Origin of the sequence: Halorussus lipolyticus, assembly GCF_029338375.1 — an archaeon.
Classification (GTDB): Archaea; Halobacteriota; Halobacteria; order Halobacteriales; family Haladaptataceae; genus Halorussus; species Halorussus lipolyticus.
The window spans coordinates 1,447,712-1,466,162 of the sequence record NZ_CP119804.1; the positions used below are offsets into that span (position 1 = coordinate 1,447,712).

Below are 18,451 nucleotides of genomic sequence, written 5' to 3' on the forward strand. Positions count from 1 at the left end.
GCTTAAGCCTACTCGTCTCGGGCGATACCGCCGAGTCGGCGATAGGAGACGCTACTGGAATCCCTTGCCGACTTCGGCGTCCTCGATGAGGTCGTCCAACTCCTCGTTCAGCAGGTCCTCGGCCTCCTCGAACCGGTCGGAGAGTTCGTCCGCCGGGTCGGGCCGGCCGTACTGGTCGAAGTCGATGGGACCGAACGCCGGACTGTCCATCGCGTCCATCACGTCGTCGAAGAAGTCGTTGGGCGTGGTCGGCGCGTCGGCGTGGGCCTTGACGACCTGTTCGAGGTGGCGGGCTTTCTCCTCGGCGTCGTCTTCGTCCTCCGGCGGGTTCTGGACCGCGAAGCGGCCTTCGGTCTCCTGCTCGGGGAGGAACGAGCCGATTTCGTCGTCGAGACTCCGGGCGACCCGCGTGCCGACGCCTTGGACCTCGTAGGGGTTCTTGGCGTAGGTCTTGAGGAGATAGACGCCTCCTCGGGGGTGGCCCAGATAGAGGTCCTCGCCGACGCCGCCGGCGCGGGACCCGCCGACGGCCCGCCAGCCCTCGGGGTCCACGTCCTTCTCGACCACGTCCTCGACGATGTCCTGCCACTCGCGTATCCGCATGGTTATCTGTAGCATGGGAGCGAGGGAGAATTAACGTATCGGTCTCGGTTACTCCTCGGAAAAATCAAAATCGGTAGGGCCTCGGGAAGAGTTAGAGCCGGAGAGACTTTGTTTTAGAAAGCCCCCGGCCGGTCGCGGTCGTTGGCCGACATATCCGCTCCTCTCCGCACCGACCGTCGCGGATAGGGGTCGGCCAGACGACCACGGGCCTCCGGCCCGCGACCGTCCGGCCCCTTTCATCCACCCAAACGGTAGTTTTGTCGGCCGAGCGCACCCGTCGGTTGCCCAGTCAAGCGTCTGCTAGTGGCTTGTTCACCGGGCAGACACGGGGAAATCGAGCGATGGCCGAAAGCAAGCGAGCGCAGTCCCGGTCAGTAGGTCGGCGACTCCTCGGGCACGCCGTCGCGTTGGTTGACCACGCGACCGAGGACGAACAGGGCGTCAGAGAGTCGATTCAGGTAGGTGACGGCCGTTTCGTTGATGTCCTCGTCGGCCTCCAGCGCCACCGCGCGGCGTTCGGCGCGTCGGCAGACCGTCCGAGCGTGGTGAAGTCGCGCCCCGCCGTCGCTCCCGCCGGGCAGGATGAACGATTCGAGCGGTTCGAGTTCGTCGTCGTAGTCGTCTATCCAGTCTTCGAGTTGCGCGACGTGTTCGTCGCGGATAACGGGGTCCTCGTCGTCGGGGTCGGGGTTGGCGAAGTCGGCCTGCACGACGTGGAGGTGGTTCTGGATTTCCCGGAGTTGGTCGTCCACGTCGTCGTGGCCCGTGGGTCGGACGCGCCCGACCACGGCGTTCAGTTCGTCTACGGTGCCGTAGGCCTCGATTCGAGGACTGGCCTTCGAGACGCGGGACATGTCTCGGAGGTCGGTCTGGCCCTCGTCACCGCGACCGGTGTAGATTTTCATGCCTTCGACTACCGACCGACTGCACTTAACTCCCGCCCCGAACGTCCGGCCGTCGCGGGATTCAGGCCAGCGAGGCCTCGACGTACTCCAGAATCTTCTCGCTCTCGGCCATCGTGACGCCCGAATCGTGGTCTACCAGCACCGGTACACTGCGCTGGCCGCTGACGCGCTTGACCTCGTTGCGGTCGGAGTGGAGCGGTTCGACCCACTCGGTCTCGTACTCGATGCCGTGGTCGTCCAGCGCGTCGTGGACCTTCTCGCAGTACGGACACCCGTCGAGCGAGTAGAGTTCGATGGACATACGACTCGGTTGGGGCGCGTCGGGGAAGTAACTACTGCCAGAGGAGCAATCGATGCCACCGCAACACTCATCGGTCCGGTGTCTCCTCGGCTTTCGTATCGTGGTAATTAGTTTACCGAGGCCACTGGCCGGAGTCGAAGCCACGATAGGAAAGAGAACCAACGACGAGAGACTATTCGCCCGGTATCGGGATACACGGGGTCTCGGCAGGACCCCCAAGCCGTCGAACCGCCACCGGCGACCAACCGGCGTCTCGAACCAGTATCCTCAAATGCCGCGCGCTTCGACGTTCGAACATGGCTCAGGAACTCGACCACGACTGTCCTCAGTGTGGCACCGAGCGAACGTTTTACCGCACCGCCAGCACCAACCTCCACCTCGGCGAGAAGACCAAGTGGGGCTGTCCGGAGTGCGACTTCCGCTTCGTCCAGATAGACGGCGACATCGACTCGACCGAGGCCTGACGACTGTTCTCTCGCTCGGAGTTGCGACTCTCGTTCTCCCGTCACTGGTGAAGATTGCTCGTCCGTCAGCGTCACGCTTCTCCCCGCTCCCTGTACCCGACGCTTTGAACAATGTTTAGATACGCTAAAGACACCCATTTATTTTCCTCGTATAGGACACCCATTGTTTCGTGACCGAAGTCTCTCACCGACACGCTCGCTGATTTCCCGAGGACCGACCCTGAAAGCTCGGATGACCATTCGGCTACTGTCGAAGTTCCGACCGGCGTCCCGGCCTTCCGACTGGCCGACCATCGGCACGACCGGTCTCTCCTCCGTGAAATCCACGGGGAGTTCGCGTCTTACTCTTCGATAGTCCTCCGAGCCGGTGACTTCCGAACGAATAAACTGTTTTCCGATATACAAAATTGGTTCTTGGTCTCTCGTCGCGTCGAATACTACCGACGCCGTGGCTGAGACGCCGAGGACCGGTCTGTCTCTCGGCGCACTAAACCTGCGAGTGGGCAGAGTCCGCCGTGGTCGAAGCCGTCGAAAGAAGATAGCGGATGACCGACCGTCTCGGCTATCGCCGCGTCACGGAGAGGCCGATACCGTCCACGGGCCGAAGCGCGAGTTCGGGCCGGAACTCCGGTTGTTCGGCCTCGGCCGTTATCTCGAACCGGCGGGCCATCGTCGCCAGCGTCAGCTTTGCGACCAGTATCGAAAGCCGCCGACTCGGGCAATGGCGCGGCCCGCCGCCGAAGGGGAAGTATGCGAACTGGGCGCGGTCGTGGTTGCCCTGCCAGCGAGACGGGAGATACGTCTCCGGCCGGTCGAAGTTCTGCGGATTCCGGTGAATCGCCCACTGTGATAGCCAGACCTGCGCGTCGCTTTCGAGTTCGTACCCGCCGAGGGTCACGTCGTCGCGGGTTTCCCGGAACATCGTGTACAGCGGCGGGTACAACCGCAGGGTCTCGCGGAAGGCGCGTTCGGCGCGCTGTAGTTCGGTAACGTGGTCGATGGTCGCGTGGTCGCCGTCGAGAACCCGGTCGGCCTCCTGTTGGAGACCCGCCTGCACTCGCTCGGACGTGGCGACGCACTGGCAGGCGCAGGCGAGACCGACCGCCAGCGGTTCGAGCGCACCGACGAGGAGGACGCCCAACTCGTTCCGAACTTCCGAGCGCGATACCGGCGACTCGGGGTCGGCTTCGAGTCGCAACAGTTCGGCCAGCAGGCACTCGCCGTCGGGGTCTTGGTCGGCCAGCAGTTGGTCGAGGAACTCGTGGAGTCGGTCGCGGGCACCGCGGTACGCCCGGTTGGTCGCCGTCGGAGTCCAGTCGGGGAGCAGTTGATCGAGCAGGACCTTCCGGGGCGCGTACTTCTGGCTGATTCCGTCCACCATCGAGGTGTACTCGCCGACGCTGACGGAACTCTCTTCTTCGAGGAGCAACTCGCACGCCAATCGCAGGCAGAGGCCGCGGAACTCCCGGTGGGCGTCTCTGATTTCGCCGTCGGCCCATCGGTCCCAGAACTCGGTCACGAGGTGACTGACCCGCCGGCCGTACTCCTGCAACCGGTCCATCGTCAGAATCGGTTGCCACGCCTGCCGGAGCGCCGAAATCACGTCGGGCGTGAGATACCCCTCGAAACTGTCGTCGATACTGCTCCGTATCATCTCGGTCTTCCGGTACCGGTCGTTCTCGGTCGAGAGGACTCGCTCCACGAGGTTCGGGTCGAGGACGACGTAGATGGTCTGTGGGCCGATGCGCCCCCGGACGACCGGCGACGACACGTCCCGACAGCGTTCGCCGAATTCGAGCGGGTCGATGGCTTGGTGGATGTTCCCCGCGAGCGGAAGGCCATCGACTTGCGGCGGTGACTGACTCATGCGTCAGTCACCTCGCTGGATACCCCGGCCACGTCGCTGGATACGTCAGTCACTCGCCGTGGTCGCCCAGCGACCGCACCGGACCGCAGACCGTCGGTAGATGTAGGTTCGTTCATGGGACTCTCACAGGGACAGGTGGCCGAACTCCACGACGAGGCCGATGGCTATCATCACGGTGCCGAACAGGCGGTAGAGTTGTCCGGTCAGCGCGCGATACTTGATTCGCTCGACGTCGGTCGGGGTCTCTCGGACGTGCTTGATGTCCTTCATGTCGTAGAGCATGTCCTTCATGTCCTCCTCGACCCACGCCATCGTGCCAATCATCATCATCGGGCCGATGGCGAACAGCGCGATACCGAGGCTTATCTCCTCGGCGAGATAGATGTACCCCGAGACGGTGCATCCCCATCCGAGGCAGAACGCCAGATTGCCCCATCCGGTCACGTACTTGCGGTCGTGGAGTCGGCCGCCGAACCATTCGAGGTTGTACGCCAATCCGAGGAGGATGAGCAGGAGAATCCAGCCGATGTACCAAATCGTCGTCATCAGCGCGAGGACGATGCCGACGCCGAATCCGGCGAGTATCATCCCGGCCCCGATGGCGAACTGGATGTCGGAGTTGATTTGGAGGTTGATGTCGTCGGCCGACAGGTCAACCGACTTCATCCCCTCGTCGAGGAGCCAGAAGTGGAACACGCCGACGGCCCAGAGCGTCCAGTCCCATCCGTGCTGGACCGAGGCTATCGCCATCCCGATGGTGGTCGCCGCCATCGGAAACAGCGTGTACAGCGCGTACTGATTGATTACCGACCGATAGACGCTATAGAGGACACTCGCCTTCTCGACCTCCGGGGCGTGTGTCTCGACTTCTGTTGCCATGTGACGCAGTACACACATGTCATGGATAAAACTTTCCTAGAGAAATTATATAAAATATATTATTCTGAGAGCGGAATTACCCTTCAGAATCATTCAGACACGGCTCAGACGCTCGGGCCGAAGCTGTCAACGACGGCGCTCATTATTTTCCGCTCGGCCTTCTGGAGGTGGTCGCTCGCCGTCGCGGGAGCGCACCCGAGTTCGTCGGCGATGTCCTCGTGGGTCGCGCCCCGCGGTTGGTCGTAGTAGTCGAGTCGGAGCGCCGCCTCGACGGCCTCCCGCTGTCGGTCGCTGAGCGCCACTTCCGGTCGCTTCGGGTCGCCGCGATAGGTCCGAATCTCGTCCACTCGGAGGTCGAAGGCGTTGGGGGCCGATTCGAGCGCGGCCTCGACCGGTTCCGACCGGCCGACGATTCTGCCGAACACCTTGCAGTCGCGGTAGATAATCGGCTTGCGGACGACCATTCCCGACCGCGAGAGGACCTGAAAGACGCTATCGAACACGGGTATCGCCAAGGGTCGGGCCTCGACGAGGACGTACGAGGGGTTCTGTTCGGTCGCGGTTACTTCCACCGAGTCGATGCCCGGCGTGTCGGTCGCGCTCGCCCGGAACGATTCGATGTCGCCGTCGATGGCGTAGAGGACAGTCGAGACGCTCTCGGCCCGATTCCAGTCGAGGACGCGCGTCTCCTGCACGTCGGGAGAATCCGCGAGAAGCCTGAGGAACTCGGGCGCTCGGTCGGGGTCGATGCGGGCGCTCACGCGGAGATACTTCACGGGTTTTCGTCCCAGAGGCGCTGTAATAAATCCCCCTATCATACGTGGCAGAATCGTTAGGACCGGCAGGCGTCTCGGCTACGATATGATAGCGCAAGTGCAGTTACAACCAAACGCCGTAACGGAAATGGACGATAGATGTCGGTAGCGGAGCGAGTATCGTCGTTCATCACCGAACACAGTCGTATCGTCATCGTCGTGATGATACTGGCGCTGGCAGTCGTCGGTGCCGGTGCCAGCAACGTCGAGCAATCGACCTCGATAGAGTCGCTGGCCAGCGGGTCGGACGCGGCCGAGACCAACAGCTACGTCCGCGAGAACTTCTCGACCTCGACGCGCGAGGGGAACACGACGACGGCCCTCATCACGGTCAGAAACGAGGAGGGCAACGTTCTCTCGAAGGCGTCGTTACTTCGGACGCTTCGCTACCAGCAGGCCGTCCGGAGCAACGAGACCATAAACGACACGCTCGTTGACGACCGACCGACGTTCGGTATCGCCAACCTCGTTGCCCGCGCGGCAATCTACTCCGAGCGCCGCCAGCAGGCCAAACAGGCCCGACAGGGCAACGCCACCAACGGTTCGGCCGCGATGGCCGCTTCGGGCGCTGGCGGCGAGACCCCGACACTCGACGAGCAAATTGACCAGTTGGAGTCGATGGACGACGCCGAAGTCGAGCAACTCGTCGAGCGCATGCTGGCCGAGGACAGCCAGTTACCCGGAAACGAACTCGCCTACCGACTCCTGCCGACCGAGTACGAGGCCGGGTCCGCGACGGCCGACGCCCGACTGGTCGTCGTGACCCAGCAGACCGAACAGCCGATTCGGACCGGTGCCGCAGTCTCCGAGACGGTCGCCGAGGGCGAGATGGCCGCGCGCGACTTGGCGAAGCAACAGCCCGGACCCGAGTCGTACCTCGCGTTCGGGTTCGGCATGGTCACGTATCAGGAGAACATCGCCATCACCGATAGCTTCGGCATCATCGGCCCGCTGGCGATTCTGTTCGTTCTCGTCACGCTGTCTATCGCCTACCGCGACCTCCTCGACATCGTTCTCGGCCTGCTCGGGGTCTTCTTGGTCGTCCACGGCACCTTCGGCGTGATGGGATGGGCAGGCATCACGTTCAATCAGGTGATGATTGCGGTCCCGATTCTGCTCATCGGACTGTCGGTGGACTACGCGCTTCACGTCGTCATGCGGTACCGCGAGGAGCGCGCCGAGAACGACACCGACGTTCGCACCGCGATGAAGGACTCGCTGACCAGTCTCGGACCGGCGCTCGCGCTCGTCACGGCCACGACTTCCATCGGCTTCTTGGCCAACCTCACGAGTTCGGTGGGCGCGCTCCGGACGTTCGGCGTCGTCACCGCCGTCGGCATCGTGGTGACGCTGGTCGTCTTCGGTGTCTTCATCCCCGCGCTCAAGTCCGAAATCGACTCCTTCCTCGAAGGTCGGGGCTGGGACCGCTCGGCGACTCCCTTCGGGTCCGGCGGTCGGCTTCGACACCTCCTGCGCGGCGGCGCGACCCTCGCACGCCGGGCACCGCTCGCGGTCCTCGTCCTCGCGGTCCTCGTCAGTGCCTGCGGGGCCTACGGAGCGACGCAGGTCGAATCGTCGTTCTCCTCGGAGGCGTTCATCGCCGACGACCCGGCCGAGTGGACCGACAACCTCCCCGAGCAGATGCAACCGAGCGATTTCTTCCTCAAGGATAGCCGACAGTTCATCTACGAGAACTTCCAGTCGCCCGACAAGCAGGGCAAGATACTCGTCAGGGGGAACGTCACGAGTCCCGAGACCCTCGACAGCATCGCCGAGGGCGAGTCCGCCGTCAGCGAGTCGAGCGTGACGTTCGTCCGACCGGACGGCGAACCGGCCATCGAGACGCCCCTGTCGGCCATGCAGACGGTCGCGGACGAAAACGAGACGTTCAACGCGACCTTCCAGTCTGCGGACACCGACGGTGACGGTGTGCCCGACCGCAACCTCGAAGCGGTCTACGACGACTTCTACGCGACCGCACCGGACCGCGCCGAACGCACGGTCTACCGGACAGACGACGGCACCTACGAGGCCCTCAAGCTACGGGTCGCAGTCGTCGGGACGGCGGGCCGGGCGGCCATCGCCGACGAACTGCAGAACGTCGCCGGAGCGATAGAGACCGACGACGGAACGGTGACCGCGGCCGCGACCGGCAGACCGGTGGTCGCAAAGGCGGCCAAGGAACGGCTCACGTCGACGCTGGTCGAGAGCCTCGCACTCACGCTGGTCGCCATCCTCGTCCTGCTGGCCGTCGTGTTCCGCGCGAAGGGAGGGAGCGCCACCTTGGGCGCGCTGACGCTCACGCCGGTCGTCTTCACCGTGAGTTGGTTGCTCGGGACCATGGCGGTGCTCGAGATTCCCATCAGCCTGACGACCGCGCTCGTCGGCAGTATCTCGCTGGGTCTGGGCGTGGACTACGCTATCCACGTCAGCGAACGGTTCAGCCACGAACTCGAATCCGGCGTCGAACCGATGACGGCCCTCGAACGGACCGTGGTCGGGACCGGCGGTGCCCTGCTGAGTAGCGCGGTCACGACCGCGGCCGGGTTCGGCGTCCTGACCTTCTCGCTTCTGCCCGGTCTCCAGCGGTTCGGCTTCATTCTCGCGGTCGGCATCGTCTACGCCTTCCTCGCCAGCGTGTTCATCCAGCCGAGTCTCCTCGCGCTCTGGACGCGCTACGGGTCGCCGAGGGCGGCCCAAGAGGCGACGCCGACGACCGCAGACGACTGAAGCCAGCGTCTTTCCAGCGATTACGAGCTTTTTTCGGTCGAAGTATCGACGGAGCAGAGAGAAAACAGCGGGCGGTCTTCTGCCGGACTACTTTACTAGCCGAGGAGTCGGTTCACTCGTCCGAGATTCAGCTCACTCGCCGGGAACTCGGGCGACGGTAGCGATGGCCCGAGGACTGGTCGGCGACCGCTGGAGAATCCGGTGTTCCACGTCGTCAAACCCGGCCTCAGTGAACATCCGGTCGGCCTCCTCCTCGTCGTAGAACAGCATGATGGCGTCGGCGACGCGCTCGAACACCGAGTTCTTCGGGGAGTCAGGACCCACGACCAGCACCTGTCCGCCGGGTTCGACCGCCCGCCGGAACTCCCGGAGCGCGGCGACCGGGTTGGGCCAGTACTCGATTGACCCCGACGACCAGAGGACGTCGAAGGCGTCGTCGGCGAAGGGCAGGCGCTCGGCGTCCCCGCGGTGGAACCGCACCCGGTCGTCGTCGCCGAACTTCTCGAAGGCCTGTTCCAGCTGGTGGACCGACTGGTCCAGTCCGTGAACGTCGTCGCTGTGGCGGACCAGTCCCTCGGTTCCGAACCCGGTTCCGCATCCCACGTCGAGGACCCTATCGCCGTCCTCGATGTCGAGCATCGAGAGGGCCTCGTCGCGCATCTCCTCGTTCCAGATGAACGGGTTCACTCGGTCATACACCTTCGAGAGGTACTTGTAGAACAGTTGCGCCCGCTCCTTATCTTCGAGGAGGCTCATGTTCGGATACTTACGACTCGCGCCGCATAAATTAACTCCTCTGGGGCGAGACGCGGCGACGAGAGTCGGTCGTCGGGCGGTCGAGACGACGCTTCCGGGCGACGAATGCCCGCGTGTAGAAAGGGTTATGGAGCCACCGGAACCCTAAACGAAACATGAGCCAGATTACGGTCGTCCTTCCAGACGGTTCCGAACTCGAACTGGAGGAGGGCGCGACGGTCGAGGACGCGGCGTTCGAAATCGGTCCCGGTCTCGGCCGGGACACCGTGGCAGGGGTCGTAGACGGTGACCTCGTGGACAAAGCCAGCGAACTCCACGAGGGCGCGAAACTCGAAATCGTCACGCCCTCCAGCGACGAGTACCTCGACGTGCTTCGCCACTCGGCGGCCCACGTCTTCGCCCAAGCCCTCCAGCGCCTCTACCCCGAGGCCCGACTGACCATCGGCCCGTGGACCGACGACGGGTTCTACTACGACATCTACGGCGTCGAACTCGAAGAGGAGGACCTCGAAGAAATCGAAGACGAGGCCTACGACATCATCGACGAGGACCTCGAAATCGAACGCTTCGAGCGCTCCCGCGACGAGGCCTTCGAGGTCTACGACGACAACAAGTTCAAGCGCGAGATTCTGGACGACGAGGCTGGCGACGAGGAGTCCATCTCCTTCTACGAGCAGGGCGAGTTCGAGGACCTCTGCAAGGGTCCTCACGTCGAATCGACCGGCGAAATCGGCGGGTTCGCCTTGCTGTCGATTTCGGGTGCCTACTGGCGCGGCGACGAGAACAACGAGATGCTGACTCGCGTCTACGGCACGGCCTTCGAAACCGAAGACGAGCTGGACGAGTTCATCCAGCGCAGACAAGAGGCCGAGGAGCGCGACCACCGCAAAATCGGCCAAGAGATGGACCTCTTTTCGATTCCGGACCACTCGCCGGGATGCGCTCACTACCACCCCAACGGGATGACCATCCGGCGCGAACTCGAAGACTACATCCGGTCGAAGAACGACGAACTCGGCTACGACGAGGTGTGGACGCCCGAACTCAACAAGGCCGAACTCTGGAAGCCCACCGGCCACTACGACAACTTCAAGGAAGAAGGCGAGATGTTCGCGTGGGAACAGGACGACACCGAGTACGGCCTGAAGCCGATGAACTGCGCGAACCACGCCCACATCTACGACGACCAGCAGTACTCCTACCGTGACCTCCCTGTCCGGTTCTCGGAGTTCGGCACGGTCTACCGCAACGAGCAGTCGGGCGAACTCTCGGGCCTCCTCCGGGTTCGGGGGCTAACGCAGGACGACGGCCACGCCTTCATCCGGAAGGACCAGATTCGAGAGGAGATTACCCAGACGCTCAGCATCATCGAGGACATCTACGGCCACTTCGACCTCGAAGTCCTCTACAAACTCGAAACGAAGGGCGACAACGCGGTCGGAAGCGACGAGATTTGGGAGGAGGCCACCGACGCGCTGAAACACGCCCTCGACTCCGAGGGCCTCGACTACGACGTAGAGGAGGGCGAGGCCGCCTTCTACGGGCCGAAAATCGGCCTCGATGCGCGGGACGCCATCGGCCGAGAGTGGACCATCGGCACGGTCCAACTCGACTTCAACATCCCCGAGCGACTGGACCTGACCTACACGGGCAAGGACAACGAGGAGCATCGCCCGGTGATGGTCCACCGCGCCCTGCTGGGGTCGTTCGAGCGATTCATGGGCGTGATGATAGAACACTTCAAGGGCAACTTCCCGACGTGGCTGGCCCCCGAGCAGGTCCGCATCCTGCCCGTGAGCGACGACAACATCGGCTACGCCAAACAGCTTCAGAACCGGTATCTGGGCGACTTCCGGGTCGAAATCGAGGACCGGTCGTGGACGGTCGGCAAGAAGATTCAGCAGGCCCACGACGACAACGTGCCCTACATGCTCATCGTCGGCGACGACGAGGAGGAGACCGGCACCATCTCGGTCCGGGACCGACAGGAGCGTTCGCGCGACGACGTGGCGGTCGAAGCCTTCCGTGACCACCTCGAAGAAGAAGTCGCGGACAAGGCGACGGACGTGACTTTCCTCGAATAACGCTCTCCCCATTTTCCGATTCGGCGCGCGAGAAACGCGCGAGGTCGTCGGGAACAACGTGACCGACTGCTCGGCGGACGCGGTTTGTCCGCCGGTGGACGAGTGAGCGACTACAAGGAGCGAACGAGGAGGCTGGGGAGGTTCGAGGGCGGTGCGGTTGCGGTAGACGGCTGTATTCAACCCTGAAGCTAGCTTCCTGTTTCTGTCGATGCTGTTCTGAAGCGTCACAGAAACAGCAACTGAGGTTTCGAAAGCCCTCGCGCGGTTCGCGGTCGCTCACCGGGATATTCTCGTCCCTCGCTGACGCTCGGGACTCGAATAGTGGCCCGCTGAGACGACTAAAGTGAACGCGAACCGCGCTCGCCCTTTCAGTCCGCCAAGGATGTAGACTGTCGGGCCGAGCTACGTACGTATCGTCTCCACCCACCGCCTCACACGGACTCCCAGCGAATCTCCGAGAGGGGATGCAGGGGATTCCCGCCCACAACGTCGTAGGTTGCGGTGGCGATGTCGATGCCCCCGGCGGCCTGCAACGACGCCAGCAGGTCGTCGTTGTAGTTCCGGAAATCCGTGTACTGCCGCCGGAGGAGGCCCAGCAGGGTCTCCTCGGGGTGGAGTTCGTAGACGTGTTCGAGGTGGACGCCGGCTTTCACGCGGTCGGCGTAGTCCGTCAGAGTCTCGGACACGATGTCGTGAACGCTCGGGAGCGCGGTCAGCGACCCCTGCGTGAACAGAACTACCTCGTCGTCGCTCTCGCTGGCTTCGAGGACCTCCTCCAGAAGGTCCCACTCGTCGTCCCGAAAGTCGAAGGGTTCGACCCGGATACGGTCGTGGTCGCCGAACAGTTCCCGGCCGAGTGCCACGCCGCTCTCGGTGGGGTCGCCGCCGACGAACTCGCAGTCCGGGTAGGCCTCCGCGAGGACGCCCAATTCGTAGCCCCACCCGCACCCGAGCGAGACCACCGTCTCGCCGCCGTCGAGGAGTCCGGCGAGCGCGGCCACGGTGGCCTCGTCCTGTAGCGTCTGCTTTTCGTCTACGTCTACGAGAAAGAGGTCCTCGGCGCGGGAGATGGCGACCGGACTCTCCTCGGCGTGGTGGTTGGCCGACCGCTGGACCTCGCGGAAGCCCATCTCGGGGTTCTCGCGGGCGAGGCCGAGGAGGGTGGCGTACACCTCGTCGTAGGCGTCGATGCCGACGCCGCCGTGGCCGGGTTGCTCGGCCCAGTCGTCGCGTCCGAGGAGGCGGCCGGGCCACGGCGAGTGCTTCGGCAGGTCGTTCAGCGAGAGTTCGCGCATGGACTGGGCGACTCCTCGGACGGGAAAAAGGGTTCTGGAAGCGCGAGCGCGACGGACCGACCGCGCCCGCGGACCGGCCTCGGGCGAGTCGAACGGGAAATACTTATATCCTGATAGATGCCCGGTTACGAGTAACGAATGGCTCCCGATTTGCTCATCGTGGACGACAGCGACTTTCAGCGGACGATGATACGGCAGGCGGTCGGCGACGACTTCACCATCGTCGGCGAGGCCAGTAACGGCGTCGAGGCGGTCGAGATGTACGAGAACCACCGCCCCGACGCGATTACGATGGACATCATGATGCCCGAGATGGACGGGGTCGAGGCGACCGACCGCATCAAGTCCAGCGACAACCCGCCGACCATCGTGATGGTGACGAGCGTGGACCAGAACAGCAAGATGAAACAGGCGGTCAAGGCGGGTGCCGACGGCTACGTCACCAAGCCCTTCGAACCCGAGGACATCAAGGCGGAACTCTCGAACGTTCTGTGAGGCGTGTGGTCGTTTTTCGACGCGGATTTTTCGGCTCTGTTGAAACCCTTCAGGTCTGACAGTAGGTACCGTGTGCGATTTGTGGTGCGAATTGACCACGCGGCTTCTATCAGATTCGAGCTACTTGGCGATGGCTGTGCTGAATACAGAGGATGAATATCACAAGGAGGCTTTAGCAGTTAATCGGGAACCTCCAAAAGAGGTTTTCTTGCCGAGATCCTTTCCAATCCATCCGTTGCAGGATCTTTTCTGACTGATCGCAAAACGTGTCTTTTGACATATTCTGCTCGTCACTATCCCGGCGCGTCAAGAGATACAGTGGAAAGTTTGGTGGTTCAATCGTAAACTCATTCGGTGTCCCTTCAAGCTCCTGTTGTGTTCGCTCTAGTAATACTGCAGCACCTTGGTCAAATAACAAGATGCTTGAGATCTCTTCATATTGTCCGAGAGCGGTGCGGACAGATTTCTCCCCAGCATCAGGTACGCCACTATTGGGCGCGCCTGGGATGTTCACTCGAGTCGGGTACGCGATTTCACCGTCTTTGACGTAATCCATGATTCTTTCTGCGGATTTTTGTAACCAATGAGAGCCACCGTTTCTGGCTTTATCTCGAATCTCCTGGAAACACGTCCATGTCGTACTGACGGCGATCTCGGAGAACACCATATCTGCATATTCCTCCTCACAAGCGGCTAGCCCGATCAAGGCTGAAGAATCCGCGAGGATCGGCTGAACTGTCATTCGATCACTTGGTAAACTCTTCGGGATCTACCGACTCATAGTCACGCGACTGCATATTGGACTGGATGCTTTCGAATGCTACGTCAACAGCCTCGGCATCTGGGTCAGCAGACTCTTCAGCGTCAACCATAATTGATTGCTCCGGCACCCCAGGAACCAATCCTGCGTCTTCGCAACTTTTCCTGAGTGCTTGTAGTTCGTCAGTGTAGTTCTTTTCTAACGAATCCAAATCATTGACGGCCCCACCGATCAGATCACGTCTACTGGGACCGCTCGCAGTTTTTTCCGAAATACCGAGCGAGACGTACTTCCACGCATGCGAATAATAGAACTTAAGTAATCGCCTGAATTTTTGAAACTGTTTCCGGGATAGGTCAGTCACTTGGTTGTCCAGATTGTTGATAGCCTGCCGGACGAGGTCTGTATACGCCGTGAGTGCGTTCTCTTCATCAGCCTCAATATGGCTGTTCAAGAGAAGCTGGTGATCCAGATCCCGTAGTTCTTCTTCAATCGTGTCCAGACACTCGGCAGAGTTCTCGTTGAACTCCTCGGTATTCATGTCTAGTATTGTATCCAGAGACTTCTGCAATACCGACGAGGCAACGTAGAGATCCCGATATTCTTCAGGGGCATAGCCGGTGTAGAAATCACGTAGGTAGGATTTCGTTTCCTCTTGGAGAATATTCGTAAGATCTATGTCTCTCTTGAAAAAGTATGCATACTCCTTTGGAGAGGGGTAGTCCCAAGAATTCCCAATGCTCGGCTCGTCAGGTGAAGGTAGGTCCGCAAGCGCCCGTGGTTCGACAGAATCGACGGCGACGTCGTTCTGACCACCACTGAGGCTGGCTCCATATTTGTACCAGCTGTATGTGATTGGGAGATCGAATTTGTTGACGGCTAAGTAGAGCAACTTGTTCAGCTTGATAGAGGTGAGATTAGCAATATCTGCGTCCTCGTCATGGATCGCCACACTAAGACCATCCATGATATCAATGAGGATCTGATTCTGCTCCCAAGGCGAAGTCATACTGATCGTTGCATACTACTAACAGAGCCTATTTGTTAAAACTACGCTTTCTCAACAGTCTTTGTTACATGGTTCTATAATAGATTCCTTGTGCTGATCTGCTGAATATGCGCCCTCTATTCAGCACGCTATCTCTGACAACTGTCGGTCAGGTCATCAGTGGCAGTGATAAATACACGTTCTAATTCTAAATTGTGTATAGGCAATTACCTTATCAGTAGGTGGAGGTTTCAACAAGGCTTATTTTCGGGCTACTGTACCGTATCCGGTACTGTGACTGTAACTTGAAGTTGCCCTCCCCGCTGGTCTTGGAAGAGGACAGTCCACGGTACCAGGCGAAGCGGAGTGCGGTTGCGGTGACGCCGAGACTTTGTGAATAGCTAGCTACTCTGTTTCTTCGGTTTCGTCTTTTGCTTTCCGTCGTCCGCCGCCGACTACAACCGTCGTCAGCACTTTTTCGCACTCCAGTTCAAAAACAACTACACAATTCCTATGCAATTGAATGCAATCATCAAACAAATACCCACCTTTTCGAGAGCGGAGGACGCCCGACTACTCCCCGCTATCGAGCGACTGCCACGACAACCGCAGATTCCGGGCCGCGCTGGTCTGGTCGATGCGCCGGGCCGTGGTCCGGTTCGGCGCGTTCGCCAGCGTCTCGTCGTCCTCGCCGGCGACGGCGTTGAACGCCTCGGCGAGTTGGTCGAGGGTGTCCTTGCCCTCGATTTCGGTGGGTTCGGTCATCAGGGCCTCGGAGACGATTTCGGGCCACTTGGTCGTCGGCGGGTGGACGCCGTAGTCGAGCATGCGCTTTGCCACGTCGGCGGCGTCTTGGTCGCCCGCGCTGGCGACGAACTCGTGGTGGAACGGCTCGAAGGGAACCTCGTAGTCGGTCTGACTGGCCAGATAGTTGGCGTTCAGCACCGCCTTCTCCGCCGCGTCGGCCAGTCCCTCGTGGCCGAGGCGGGCGATGTAAGCGTAGGCTTTGACGAGGACCAGCCAGTTGCCCTCGAAGCCGTGGACCTTGCCCACCGTCGATTCGGGGTCGAAGCGCTCGAAGCCGCCGCCCTCCTCGGCCTCGCGGACTCGGGGCGCGGGCAGGAACTCCGCGAGATTCGAGACTACGCCGACCGGGCCAGCGCCCGGTCCGCCGCCGCCGTGGGGCGTGGCGAACGTCTTGTGGACGTTGTAGTGCATGATGTCGAAGCCCATGTCGCCGGGTCGGGCCTGTCCCAGCAGGGCGTTCAGGTTCGCGCCGTCGTAGTAGAGCAGACCGCCCGCGTCGTGAACGATGTCGGCGACCTCCTCGATGTCGCGCTCGAACAGTCCCAGCGTGTTCGGGTTCGTCAGCATGAATAGCGCGGTTCGGTCGCTGGCGGCGGCTTCCAGCGCCTCCAAGTCCACCCGGCCGTCGTCGCCCGAGGGGAGTTCGACCACTTCGTAGCCAGCGAGTGCCGCGCTGGCGAAGTTGGTGCCGTGGGCGCTGTCGGGGACGATGATTTCGTCGCGCTGGTCGCCCTCGCCGTTGGCCTCGTGGAAGGCCTTGGCGACCAGAATCCCGGTGAACTCGCCCGCCGCGCCCGCCGGAGGCTGGAGGCTCACGGCGTCCATCCCGCCGATTTCCGCGAGGTAGTCCTGCAGGCCGTGCATCAGGGCCAGACTGCCCTGCAGGCTCCGGTCCGACCGGTCGTGGTGGACGCCGGCGGAGGGGAGCGCGGCCACGTCCTCGGTGAACTTGGGGTTGTACTTCATCGTACAGCTACCGAGGGGGTAGGGACCGGACTCGACGCCGTAGTTCATCTGGGACAGCCGAGTGTAGTGGCGCGCGAGTTCCGGCTCAGAGAGGTCGGGCAGTTCTACGCTGTCGCGGGTCAACTCGTCGGGCAGGGGCGAATCGACCTCGACCTCCTCGGAATTTTTCTCGGACAGGAGCGGTTCGTACTGGCCGTCTGCGTCCTCGCCCTCTGCTACCTTGCCGTCGGTCCAACGTGCTTGGTCGTAGTTCATTCAGGCCACCTCCTCGAAGGCCGCGACGAGTTCGTCCGCGGCGTGTTCGTTCGCGTCCGTGATACAGACCTGCACCTCGTGTTCGCCGACCGCGTGGACCGCGAAGCCTTCTGCTTCGAGGTCCTCGGCGACTGCTCCGGCGGGTTGGTCGGTGTGAGCCACGAACTCCCGGAAGTGGTGGCGGTCGTGGACCGGAGCCTGCACGCCCGTCACGGCGTCCAGTTCGTCGGCCAGCGAGTCCGCGAGGACCACGCAGTCGTTGGCGAGGTCCACGAGTCCGTCGGGACCGAGGTAGGCGGCGTGGATGGCGGTCCGGAGCGCGACCCACGCCTGATTCGTGCAGATGTTACTGGTGGCGCGCTCCCGGCGGATGTGCTGTTCGCGGGTCTGGAGGGTGAGGGTGTAGGTTCGCTTGTCGGCGGCGTCCTCGCTCGCACCGACGAGGCGACCGGGGACTTGGCGCACGAAGTCCTCGCGCGTGGCGAACAGGCCCAGTCCCATCCCGTAGGCGGTCGGCAGGCCGAGGGTGGCCGCGTCACCGACCACGATGTCCGCACCGACCGATTCGGGTTCCTGCAGAATCGAGAGCGCCACGGGGTCAGAGCCAAGGCAGAACAGCGCGCCGTGGTCGTCCGCCAACTCGCCGATTTCGGTCAGGTTCTCCTCGACGGTTCCGCGCGTCGTCGGGTTCTCGGCGTAAATCATCACGGCGTCGTCGTCGATGGCCTCGGCGAGCGCGTCGGTATCGACGTTGCCGTCGTCGGTGGCGAACGTTTCGACCGAGAGGCCCGCGCCGTCGGTGTAGTTCTCCAGCACGTCCCGGCGGTTTTCGAGGAGGTAGTCGGGCACCAGCACTCGGTCGCCGTCGGTGGACCGGACGCGCGCTGAGAGCAGGGCCGCCTCGGCCAGCGCGGTGGCGTGGTCGTACATCGAGGCGTTGACGATGCCCAATCCGGTCAACTCCACGAGCATCGACTGGTACTCGAACAGGGCCTGTAGGAACCCCTGCGTGACCTCTGGCTGGTACTGGGTGTAGGAGGTCAGAAACTCCGACCGCAGGGAGAGGTGGTCAACCAGCGAGGGCACGTAGTGTTCGTAGTGGCCCCGACCGAGGAACTCGGTCAGGTCGTCGTTGCGCGACAGCAGGCTTCGGACGTGGCGCTCGGCCTCGCGCTCGGTTCGCTCCTCGATGTCGAACTCCCCGTCGAACGCGACCGACGCCGGGATGTCGAACAGTTCAGTTACGTCGTCCGCGCCGACGGCCGAGAGCATCGCCTCGGTCTCCTCGGCGGTGTGGGGCGCGTAGGGACTTCCGCGCTCCCCTTGCTCGTGTCGTCCGCTCATGTAGTCGGGGCTAGGGAGTGTACCGTTTTAAGATAGGGGTATTCGGTTGCGTTCTCCGGTTAACTGCTCGGAGGCGTTCGCCTCGGTGGTGTGACTCGACTGGACGGGAGTGGCGGACCGTGAACCGAGTCCTCAAG

At 62.3% G+C, this 18,451-nt stretch carries 16 protein-coding genes; 4 read left to right on the top strand and 12 right to left on the bottom strand.

The window, feature by feature from the left end:
• Positions 1-51 precede the first annotated feature (51 nt).
• From P2T57_RS07315 to P2T57_RS07325, 3 genes are all read right to left on the bottom strand, one after another.
• A complete protein-coding gene (locus tag P2T57_RS07315; protein ID WP_276302091.1) occupies positions 52-603 on the bottom strand; it encodes a hypothetical protein in 552 nt (183 codons plus the stop codon).
• A 371-nt stretch (positions 604-974) separates the two neighbouring features.
• Complete coding sequence (locus P2T57_RS07320) at positions 975-1,508, bottom strand: cob(I)yrinic acid a,c-diamide adenosyltransferase (RefSeq protein ID WP_276301828.1); 534 nt, start codon at positions 1,506-1,508, stop codon at positions 975-977.
• Positions 1,509-1,569: 61 nt separating this feature from the next.
• A complete protein-coding gene (locus tag P2T57_RS07325) occupies positions 1,570-1,809 on the bottom strand; it encodes a glutaredoxin family protein (protein WP_276301829.1) in 240 nt (79 codons plus the stop codon).
• 296 nt (positions 1,810-2,105) lie between these two features.
• Between P2T57_RS07325 and P2T57_RS07330 the strand changes: the two genes are divergently transcribed.
• Entirely contained in the window at positions 2,106-2,273 is a 168-nt protein-coding gene (locus tag P2T57_RS07330; RefSeq protein ID WP_276301830.1) for a DUF7838 family putative zinc beta-ribbon protein, read from the top strand.
• 562 nt (positions 2,274-2,835) lie between these two features.
• Here the strand turns inward: P2T57_RS07330 and P2T57_RS07335 are convergent.
• The 3 genes from P2T57_RS07335 to P2T57_RS07345 all read right to left on the bottom strand — a co-directional run bounded on the left by P2T57_RS07335 (position 2,836) and on the right by P2T57_RS07345 (position 5,795).
• Positions 2,836-4,140 carry a cytochrome P450 gene (locus P2T57_RS07335; RefSeq protein ID WP_276301831.1) on the bottom strand — a complete coding sequence of 435 codons (1,305 nt, stop codon included), beginning with the start codon at positions 4,138-4,140 and terminating at the stop codon, positions 2,836-2,838.
• Positions 4,141-4,263: 123 nt separating this feature from the next.
• Positions 4,264-5,019 (bottom strand): hypothetical protein, encoded by a 756-nt coding sequence (locus tag P2T57_RS07340; protein WP_276301832.1) that lies wholly within the window; start codon positions 5,017-5,019, stop codon positions 4,264-4,266.
• 104 nt (positions 5,020-5,123) lie between these two features.
• Positions 5,124-5,795 (bottom strand): helix-turn-helix domain-containing protein, encoded by a 672-nt coding sequence (locus tag P2T57_RS07345; RefSeq protein ID WP_276301833.1) that lies wholly within the window; start codon positions 5,793-5,795, stop codon positions 5,124-5,126.
• Between the two features lie 138 nt (positions 5,796-5,933).
• Here P2T57_RS07345 and P2T57_RS07350 point away from each other — a divergent pair, with 138 nt between their 5' ends.
• Positions 5,934-8,564, top strand: a complete 2,631-nt coding sequence (locus tag P2T57_RS07350; RefSeq protein WP_276301834.1) for an efflux RND transporter permease subunit — start codon at positions 5,934-5,936, stop codon at positions 8,562-8,564.
• Between the two features lie 132 nt (positions 8,565-8,696).
• On the opposite strand, the gene P2T57_RS07355 is transcribed toward P2T57_RS07350, so the two are convergent.
• Positions 8,697-9,320, bottom strand: coding sequence for a methyltransferase domain-containing protein (locus P2T57_RS07355; protein ID WP_276301835.1), 624 nt, complete (start codon positions 9,318-9,320; stop codon positions 8,697-8,699).
• A gap of 155 nt (positions 9,321-9,475) precedes the next feature.
• On the opposite strand from P2T57_RS07355, the gene thrS reads away from it, so the two are divergent.
• The gene (thrS, locus tag P2T57_RS07360; RefSeq protein WP_276301836.1) at positions 9,476-11,404 is read left to right on the top strand and encodes a threonine--tRNA ligase; all 1,929 of its coding nucleotides are present in this window, start codon (positions 9,476-9,478) and stop codon (positions 11,402-11,404) included.
• Between the two features lie 431 nt (positions 11,405-11,835).
• Here thrS and P2T57_RS07365 read toward each other — a convergent pair whose 3' ends face one another.
• Positions 11,836-12,699, bottom strand: coding sequence for a class I SAM-dependent methyltransferase (locus P2T57_RS07365; protein ID WP_276301837.1), 864 nt, complete (start codon positions 12,697-12,699; stop codon positions 11,836-11,838).
• Positions 12,700-12,837: 138 nt separating this feature from the next.
• Between P2T57_RS07365 and P2T57_RS07370 the strand changes: the two genes are divergently transcribed.
• Positions 12,838-13,194, top strand: a complete 357-nt coding sequence (locus tag P2T57_RS07370) for a response regulator (RefSeq protein WP_276301838.1) — start codon at positions 12,838-12,840, stop codon at positions 13,192-13,194.
• Between the two features lie 172 nt (positions 13,195-13,366).
• Here the strand turns inward: P2T57_RS07370 and P2T57_RS07375 are convergent, their stop codons facing one another.
• The 4 genes from P2T57_RS07375 to gcvPA form a co-directional block, all read right to left on the bottom strand.
• Positions 13,367-13,936, bottom strand: coding sequence for a hypothetical protein (locus P2T57_RS07375; RefSeq protein ID WP_276301839.1), 570 nt, complete (start codon positions 13,934-13,936; stop codon positions 13,367-13,369).
• A gap of 4 nt (positions 13,937-13,940) precedes the next feature.
• Positions 13,941-14,963: a DUF8098 family protein gene (locus P2T57_RS07380; RefSeq protein ID WP_276301840.1), complete on the bottom strand. Its 1,023-nt coding sequence runs from the start codon at positions 14,961-14,963 to the stop codon at positions 13,941-13,943.
• A gap of 552 nt (positions 14,964-15,515) precedes the next feature.
• Positions 15,516-16,970, bottom strand: a complete 1,455-nt coding sequence (gene gcvPB / locus P2T57_RS07385; RefSeq protein ID WP_276301841.1) for an aminomethyl-transferring glycine dehydrogenase subunit GcvPB — start codon at positions 16,968-16,970, stop codon at positions 15,516-15,518.
• A complete protein-coding gene (gcvPA, locus tag P2T57_RS07390) occupies positions 16,971-18,314 on the bottom strand; it encodes an aminomethyl-transferring glycine dehydrogenase subunit GcvPA (protein ID WP_276301842.1) in 1,344 nt (447 codons plus the stop codon).
• Between the last annotated feature and the right edge of the window lie 137 nt (positions 18,315-18,451).

Bases quoted from the DNA above. Each gene is read 5' to 3' on its own strand.
- P2T57_RS07315 (WP_276302091.1), bottom strand. From the start codon at position 603: ATGCGGATACGCGAGTGGCAGGACATCGTCGAGGACGTGGTCGAGAAG.
- thrS (WP_276301836.1), top strand. From the start codon at position 9,476: ATGAGCCAGATTACGGTCGTCCTTCCAGACGGTTCCGAACTCGAACTG.
- P2T57_RS07320 (WP_276301828.1), bottom strand. From the start codon at position 1,508: ATGAAAATCTACACCGGTCGCGGTGACGAGGGCCAGACCGACCTCCGA.
- P2T57_RS07335 (WP_276301831.1), bottom strand. From the start codon at position 4,140: ATGAGTCAGTCACCGCCGCAAGTCGATGGCCTTCCGCTCGCGGGGAAC.
- gcvPA (WP_276301842.1), bottom strand. From the start codon at position 18,314: ATGAGCGGACGACACGAGCAAGGGGAGCGCGGAAGTCCCTACGCGCCC.
- P2T57_RS07380 (WP_276301840.1), bottom strand. From the start codon at position 14,963: ATGACTTCGCCTTGGGAGCAGAATCAGATCCTCATTGATATCATGGAT.
- P2T57_RS07355 (WP_276301835.1), bottom strand. From the start codon at position 9,320: ATGAGCCTCCTCGAAGATAAGGAGCGGGCGCAACTGTTCTACAAGTAC.
- gcvPB (WP_276301841.1), bottom strand. From the start codon at position 16,970: ATGAACTACGACCAAGCACGTTGGACCGACGGCAAGGTAGCAGAGGGC.
- P2T57_RS07370 (WP_276301838.1), top strand. From the start codon at position 12,838: ATGGCTCCCGATTTGCTCATCGTGGACGACAGCGACTTTCAGCGGACG.
- P2T57_RS07330 (WP_276301830.1), top strand. From the start codon at position 2,106: ATGGCTCAGGAACTCGACCACGACTGTCCTCAGTGTGGCACCGAGCGA.
- P2T57_RS07325 (WP_276301829.1), bottom strand. From the start codon at position 1,809: ATGTCCATCGAACTCTACTCGCTCGACGGGTGTCCGTACTGCGAGAAG.
- P2T57_RS07375 (WP_276301839.1), bottom strand. From the start codon at position 13,936: ATGACAGTTCAGCCGATCCTCGCGGATTCTTCAGCCTTGATCGGGCTA.
- P2T57_RS07365 (WP_276301837.1), bottom strand. From the start codon at position 12,699: ATGCGCGAACTCTCGCTGAACGACCTGCCGAAGCACTCGCCGTGGCCC.
- P2T57_RS07350 (WP_276301834.1), top strand. From the start codon at position 5,934: ATGTCGGTAGCGGAGCGAGTATCGTCGTTCATCACCGAACACAGTCGT.
- P2T57_RS07340 (WP_276301832.1), bottom strand. From the start codon at position 5,019: ATGGCAACAGAAGTCGAGACACACGCCCCGGAGGTCGAGAAGGCGAGT.